Below are 7,274 nucleotides of genomic sequence, written 5' to 3'. Positions count from 1 at the left end.
AAACACTAACTTAATCTTTCGACATAATACTACCACTATCAAAACCTCTTCGCCTTAACAAGACTTTATATATACCAATCAAAAAGAATATTTTCCGAATGAATTTGAACATAAAAACTTCACATAAAGTTACGTGAAATTATCAATCCGACAAGCAAAGTTTCAGAGTTAGAAATAACTTAGTAATCCTGTAATGATTCATTTGAGAAAAGCATCTTCCATCATGACAACAAAACTATTGAACACTCTCGCTGCTGCTACAACTTTGGCAGGGATTGTTGCAACATCTGGAGTAGCTAATGCAGCTTCTCTCTCTTACAGCAGCTCCACTAATTACGATTTTACAGATATCATTGATGCACCTTTAAGCGTCCAGCAATTTAACTCATCTCTAGGCACACTCCAGGGTGTAACGATAGAATTTACTGGCAATATACTTGGAAATGCAGGTTTGGAAAATAAGAGTAAAACCCCGACTCAGGTGACATTAAATGTTGCCAGTGACTTCAGCTTAGAACTAAATAACCAGTCTCTATTGGCGCTCAATCCTCAATATTCTTACAATTACCAACTTGCTAAATATGACGGCACCACTGATTATGGTGGCACATCTGGAAAGACTCTTTCTAACTTAACTGCCACACAATCTGCTACCCAGTCTTTCACTAATACCCAATTTTTGCAGTCTTTTATTGGCAATGGCAACGTAGACTTCCTGTTCTCCGCTCTAGCCACCTCAGCAGTTACAGGATCGGGCAACATGAGATCCTATATTGATACTTATGCTAAAGCAGGTATCAAAGTAACTTATAACTATGATGTTAAACCAGTACCTGAACCCTCTGCTACACTTGGAGTTGGTTTAATTGCTGGACTTTGTTTGTTGTCACAACGCAAAAAAAGCTGGATCAAAGTGTCCAATTCATAGACTTTTTTGAATAAGTAAGTTTTTTCGATCCTACATATCGTAAAAACCCCGATTTTCTCGAGAATCGGGGTTTTTTCTAGCTATTATTAGCCAGAATTTTGAACAATATTCAAAAAATACTATAGCTAAAATTGTGTGATTCAACATCCTCACAGTAGGCAAATTGGGTTCTCTATCTAATCAACCCAATTTTATCTACTACTCCCCACTAGTAGCTAGAGCCTGTTAACCTCTTACTGGAACTTAAAATCTAGGAAATTATGCAGAAAGCATCTGCCACACATTTGGCATCTACTAATCATCAGGCTGCTGCAAAAGACATTAAACTACTAGTTTTGGATATAGATGGCACGATCGCAGGACATTCTAACACCGTCAGCGCAGGTGTAAAGCAAGCTATTGTGGCAGCGCAAGCACGAGGAATTCCAGTGGCGATCGCTACAGGTAGAATGTATCGTTCAGCTTTGCGCTTTCACGAAGAAATTGGCTCTACACTACCATTAATGGCTTATCAGGGAGCCTGGATTCAAGACCCAATCGCTCAAAAACTTCATCGCCATTGGGCTGTTTCTAGGGAAATCGCCCACCAGCTACTCGACTATTTTGAACAGCCTGAGTTGCGATCGCTCCTATCTGTCCACTTTTACATCAACGATCAACTATACGTCCGTGAGTTGACTAGAGAAACCCAAATTTATGCAGAACGTTCTGGTATTACCCCGATTCCGGTTGGTGATTTGCGCCAAACCTTAACAAATGAACCAACAAAAATTCTTGCTTTATCTGATGACGTAGATTTAATCGATCGGTTATTGGGGAATTTGCGTCGTCAATACACACCTGCTGAACTTTATCTCACAACATCTGTTGCTACCTTTTTTGAAGCAACTAACGCCTTTGTGAATAAAGGAACTGCTGTACGTTACCTAGCCGAAGAATTGCTAGGATTACAGATAGCCAATGTTATGGCGATTGGTGATAACTTCAATGATGTGGAAATGCTAGAGTCTGTTGGACTTGGTGTAGCTATGGGCAACGCACCAGCAGGAGTGCAAGCGATCGCTAAGTGGGTAGCTCCTAGCGTAGAGGAAGACGGAGCAGCAGTAGCAATTGAAAAGTTTTTGCTGTAATGAGGATACTCTTTCGAGCCTGAAGCATATAAATCAGAAAGGACACCAACGACTGGCCGTGTTTCGTCTCGGTGTCCTAGCTGGTTCGCTCCTCACACACCTGCTAATGTAGCTGAGGTGATGCATTGAGTCAATAGCTATTATAAAAGTTTTTATTTTTGCCTAAGCGACATTACCGATTTATAACTCCAAGAGCGCAAAAACACCCAATTTTTCCTCTATCACGTATCTCAATACTGACCCAGTAGCCATAAGTAATCCGAGTCTGGCTTGGGCTAATTCTGGTGATGTAATTTTTATCTCACCCCAAACTCGGCAATTACACCAAAAATTTTCAAAAGCTTGGCTCAAATTCAGCGCAACTTTTTCCCACTTCACAGAACCGCTAATGTCAGGGCACTCTATGTTGTCTACTACTTGTATTAACTCGCCAATCAGACGACGCTCATCTGGATGATTTAGTCGCAGTGTTTGATCGCAGTTTAGCCAAGGTAGAGGGTTAGGAGAGATAACATCCCAAAAAGCTGGACTAGTATTTGGAACTGGTTCTCTAAGTTTTATCAATCCCTCTCGGTGAGCCAGCAACACTAGCGAACAGCAACGTGCATGGGCGTGCTGAACAGCAAACAATGAATTGGGGATTGAGGATTGAAAAGAGGCAGAGGTGCGGAGTACAGGGGGCAGAAGGGAAAACTCTTCTTCCTTGCTTCTTGCTCCCTGCTCCCTGCTCCCTTGCCCCCCATCTTCTCCTAGACTGCCGACTGCAAGACTTTGTAACCAAGTCGCTAAGGTTGAGTGAGTCAATTCAAAATGTATCCAACCAGGAGGAACTATTTGGATAGTAAAAACGTCACCACAAGTCCTTAAGAAATCAGATGCGATCGCACTGGCAAGCTCCATAGTTTTCCAATTCTGAGATTTTGACAGTTGCAAAGCCACACTTGAGATATATAAAATTTTATTCTTATCTCTATCTTTATATAGATAGTTTTTTTTATCTTTTATGCATATAAACTCTACTTTATAAGTATCAATGCTTAGTAATTTTATTATATAACTGTATAATAGCTGTTTTATTGACGTATATTTGATAACTGGTAATCTATAATGCACGTAATATTATTTAAATTATCGTGTAAGATATATTTGTTAATTTTCTGTCATCTACCTTGGGGTAGAAATTTAATTTAGATGAAGAAAAATGAGAGAAGGATAAAATTTGATGAATAATCGATGAATAGTAAGTAAACTTTACTACCTTCATTGTACAGTAGGAAGTATAACAAAAGAGTAGAGAGTAATTTGCTTTCTATTCTTTGGATTGGCTGGCGCTGTTAGGCGTTAAGCCTCGCCAACACAAAGACACTCCTTGCACCTTTTGATCACGTCTTTGTCTTCAGCCGAACGCTCTTTGTTACCTATGCAATCTCCATCCTCCTTTTCTGAGGCATCACGGCCTTTTTTAACTTGGCAACGAATTCTTGACTGGGCTCAAGAACACTATCGATGCCGTACCTTTAGCAAAGATGAGCGTATTCCAGCCCGGCCTGGATTGCTATATTTGGTGCAAAGGGGTGCGATCCGCATGGTAGGAACCGCCCAAGTTAGTGCGACAGCTAGTCAGCTAACGTCTCGAAGAATCAACAGAACCCCAGAAGAAGCGTTCTTGGGTTTTGTGGGAGCGGGACAGCCATTTGAAATTGTTGCTCAGTCGCCATTCACACTCCAGGCTTACGCCCATGTTGACCAAACTGCGGTGCTGTGGATGTACTGGCACGATCTAGACAATTGGCCTCACTTCCGTCGTGAAGTTATGGATGCCTTTAGGTATCAGCACCAGCGTAAGCTGCTGTGGCTGAGTGCCTTGGGACAACGCCGCACAATTGACCGACTCTTAGGATTTCTCACATTGTTAATTGAGGAATATGGAGAGCCAGCAATGAGCGACACCGATCCTGATGTGATTCGCGGCTATTGTCTGCCCTTTCCCCTTACTCATGCTCAAATTGGTAGCGCGATTGGTTCGACCCGTGTCACCGTCACCCGCTTGATGGGTAAGCTGCGTCAACGCGGCTTAATCCTTACCCAAGGGGATAATCTAATTTGCTTGCCAGCAGAATCGATTAATAGAGCTGGTTAAAGCACTGTTCAGAGCGGCGATTTCCGCCACTCTGCCTAATTGCTATCGCACTTGTCAGCGAATTTTGACAAACCCAGCTTCACTAATCAGTTCCTGTCCCTGCTCAGTCAGCAGTAAGTTGGCATAAGCGACACCTGCTTGCTGCTCAGTCTGACTATTTTGTTTGACCACCACAAACAGATTGCGGGTAATCGGGTATTTTCCTGATTGGAAAGCATTAATGTTCAATTTGTTCCGTTTACCAGGACATTCCGACGGGAGGACAGAAGGTTCTTGGTATGGAGGAATATATTGTCCTTGCGTCCGCCCCAACGGCAAGGCTTTGATTGAGCATTGAGGAATCACCTCTGGGGCAGAAGCGTAGTAGATGCTACCAGAACTAGCAGCCAATTTTTGCAAGGCTTGGGTGGTTGTGGAGATAAATTCAACATTGGAGCTGAAAGCTTGACCACCCAAGATGTCTTGGACAAAAAGTTCTACAGTACCGCCATCAGCAATGCGGCGGGAATAGGGCTTAATCGGGATATTGGGGCCACCCACCTGGCTCCAATTATTGATTTTACCTGTGTAAATTGACTTTAATTGGTCTACCGTCAGTCCTGCGATGTTGAGATTAGGATTAACTGCGACTGCTAAACCATCAATAGCCACAGGAATTTGTTTCAAACTGAATCCGCGCTGCTGGGCACGGCTTAGTTCCCGGTCTAGAATCGGTCGGGAGGACTGGGCAAAGGCTAGTTGACCATCTATCAGTGACTGGATACCAGTACCAGAACCAGGAGATGTATTGCTGGGTTCTACATAACGCAGTCGTAATTCTGGTCGCGCTGCTTGAATTGCTGGATCGACTACCAATCGAATCGGTGCCCAAGATGTACTACCCCCGTAATTGAATAATCCTGTAGGAACATCTTTTACTGAGGTAAAAGTATTGCCATTAGGTTGTTCTGATTTGACTTGGGGTGTTTTGGTGCTACCAGAATTGATTGTATTTAGCTCAACACCAGACTTTCTACTAAACCACCAAAAACCGCCAGCTATTAGCCCGGCCGTGATTAGGATGGATAAAATAAGAATAGGTATTTCATTTTTTTGTTTTTGGGACATAGTTACCCGCGTGTCCATTCAATATAAGTACTTGACTTGATAGGTGCTTGCTACTTGAGATTGTATTGGGAGGACGGGTGTTTTGTTCGCGAATTATGATAAATCCTAACTTCTGATTACTTTAGGGTTTGAGGTATAAGGGATTTCCAAGGAATAAATTATCCCAAAAAACGAACCACAGAGACGCAGAGAACACAGAGAGAAGAGAGATTAAGAGGATTTTGGCGTCAGTTTTGGAATATTTTTTTATTTGGAAGTCCCTAATAAATTTCCTTTAAATTATCTGTTTCTTCTCCATAAGGGATAAATGCTAGTTGACACTCAGATTTTTCCCTATGAAGCTCAATTTCTCATCTTGAGAGCTTTTTTAGGTTAACTATTGGTTAATTTTTAATTTTTATTGCTAAGGGACTTCCAGAAATTAAATTATTCAATTTTGGAGCGAAGATGATCAATTAGATTCTTCCTCCCCTGCTTCCCCTGCGCCCCCTGCCTCCCCTGCTCGCCAAAGCGATGGGATATTTTTTTAGTTGGAAGTCCTTAATTATCGGACTGGTTCAAAGTCATAACCAGTGCCAGAGCGAGAATTAGTGCCAGAGCGAGAACCAGGAACAATTTTTACAAGTTGGACTGGCGCATTGCGATCGCCTGATGCTAAAAACCGAATTGTACCAGAAGCACCTGTGGTAGAAAAGTCAGAAGACGCTAGTGCTTGTTGGACTCCAGACCTCGTGGGATTGAGTTTTAATGCAGCAATTAAAGCTACAGTGGCATCATAGCTGAGGGCGCTTCGCCAACTTACATCAGCGCCCCATAATTGTCGAGATTTCTGGGGAAAATCTGATTTGCGATCGCCATCAATATGCCAGGAAACTGCCAATACCATTCCCACAGCTTGCTCTCTGCCAATTTCTAAAGTTTTGGCGGTGTAAACATCATCTCCTGCCAGTAGAGTTAATCGTTTCTGGTTAATTTGAACTACTTGTAGCGCTTTATCGAGGGTTTCAGTGTTAGCAGCCAACATCAAGACTTCTGCACCTTGCTTAGTTGCCTGTTCTACGCTTTTAGCCGCACTAAAATCTGCCTTGGATAAGTCAAATTCGCTGGATACTTGTCCACCTTCTAAGGAAACAGATGAAACAAACTCCGACTTTAAAGACTGGCTATAGTTACTTTGAGAATTAAAGAAAACCACAGCATTTTTTTTCTGTAAGGTTCTCACCATATAGTTGGCTAAACTTCTCGCAGCCATAAAATCACTGGGAACCGTGCGAAAAACGTAGCGGCTAAAGTTAGAAATTTTGACAGATGTGCTGGTAGGGGAAATTGCTACAAGTTGTCCAGAATTATAAACAGTACCTGCGGCTAAGGTGGAATCGCTAGTATTTGGCCCAACTACACCTAATACTTCTGAATTAGTGACTAGGCTGGAAGCAATTTGCTTGGCTATTTCTGGATTGTCGTCGTCGTTAGCTATTCCTACTCTCAACGGCACTCCTTTGACTCCTCCTGAGCTATTAACTTGATTTTGGGCTTGGGCTATACCACGTAAAATTTCTAAAGAAACATTGGGATCAGTGCCGAATGGTACAGAAGCCACGATGGTGTAGCTCTTGGAAGAGCCGATGCGGGCATTGTTCAGAAATATCAGCGCTTCTGGATCGTTACGCCTGAGTTTTAGGGCATCTGTGAAATTTGCGATCGCCTTATCGTAACTTTTAGTAGCGATCGCCTGTACTCCTTCTTTTTTTTCAGCAGAAACAGCACCTGGAGTCAAAGTTTTTTCCCCAAAACTAATCCGATCTTGTAGAGATAGATTGTTAGCTGGTTCCGAACCTGGAACGATCGTATTACTAATTTTGGCTCCAAAACCATTAGTAAACCACCACGCACCACCGCCAACTATTCCAACTGTCAGCAACAGAGCTAAGGCTAAAATTTTGGTTTCATTCTTCTGTGACATGAAAAA

Annotated in this window: 6 protein-coding genes; 3 read left to right on the top strand and 3 right to left on the bottom strand. The window is 42.4% G+C overall.

Annotated features, from left to right (window positions below):
• Nucleotides 1-223 precede the first annotated feature (223 nt).
• Together V7K42_RS19845 and V7K42_RS19840 are read left to right on the top strand one after the other, a co-directional pair.
• On the top strand, nt 224-928 hold the full coding sequence (locus tag V7K42_RS19845) for a PEP-CTERM sorting domain-containing protein (protein ID WP_334919028.1): 705 nt from the start codon (nt 224-226) through the stop codon (nt 926-928).
• 260 nt (nt 929-1,188) lie between these two features.
• Nucleotides 1,189-2,058 carry a Cof-type HAD-IIB family hydrolase gene (locus V7K42_RS19840; RefSeq protein WP_334919026.1) on the top strand — a complete coding sequence of 290 codons (870 nt, stop codon included), beginning with the start codon at nt 1,189-1,191 and terminating at the stop codon, nt 2,056-2,058.
• A gap of 180 nt (nt 2,059-2,238) precedes the next feature.
• Here V7K42_RS19840 and V7K42_RS19835 read toward each other — a convergent pair whose 3' ends face one another.
• The gene (locus V7K42_RS19835) at nt 2,239-2,958 is read right to left on the bottom strand and encodes a glutamate acetyltransferase (RefSeq protein WP_334919024.1); all 720 of its coding nucleotides are present in this window, start codon (nt 2,956-2,958) and stop codon (nt 2,239-2,241) included.
• A gap of 520 nt (nt 2,959-3,478) precedes the next feature.
• Between V7K42_RS19835 and V7K42_RS19830 the strand changes: the two genes are divergently transcribed.
• The gene (locus V7K42_RS19830) at nt 3,479-4,198 is read left to right on the top strand and encodes a Crp/Fnr family transcriptional regulator (RefSeq protein ID WP_012412419.1); all 720 of its coding nucleotides are present in this window, start codon (nt 3,479-3,481) and stop codon (nt 4,196-4,198) included.
• Nucleotides 4,199-4,252: 54 nt separating this feature from the next.
• On the opposite strand, the gene V7K42_RS19825 is transcribed toward V7K42_RS19830, so the two are convergent.
• Nucleotides 4,253-5,305, bottom strand: coding sequence for a PstS family phosphate ABC transporter substrate-binding protein (locus V7K42_RS19825; RefSeq protein ID WP_334919022.1), 1,053 nt, complete (start codon nt 5,303-5,305; stop codon nt 4,253-4,255).
• A 544-nt stretch (nt 5,306-5,849) separates the two neighbouring features.
• The gene (locus tag V7K42_RS19820) at nt 5,850-7,268 is read right to left on the bottom strand and encodes an ABC transporter substrate-binding protein (RefSeq protein ID WP_334919020.1); all 1,419 of its coding nucleotides are present in this window, start codon (nt 7,266-7,268) and stop codon (nt 5,850-5,852) included.
• Nucleotides 7,269-7,274: the final 6 nt, after the last annotated feature.

It is taken from the genome of Nostoc sp., assembly GCF_036917455.1.
Lineage (GTDB): Bacteria > Cyanobacteriota > Cyanobacteriia > Cyanobacteriales > Nostocaceae > Nostoc.
The sequence above is the reverse complement of the archived record's forward strand: the minus strand, read 5'-3'. Positions and strand labels throughout refer to the sequence as shown.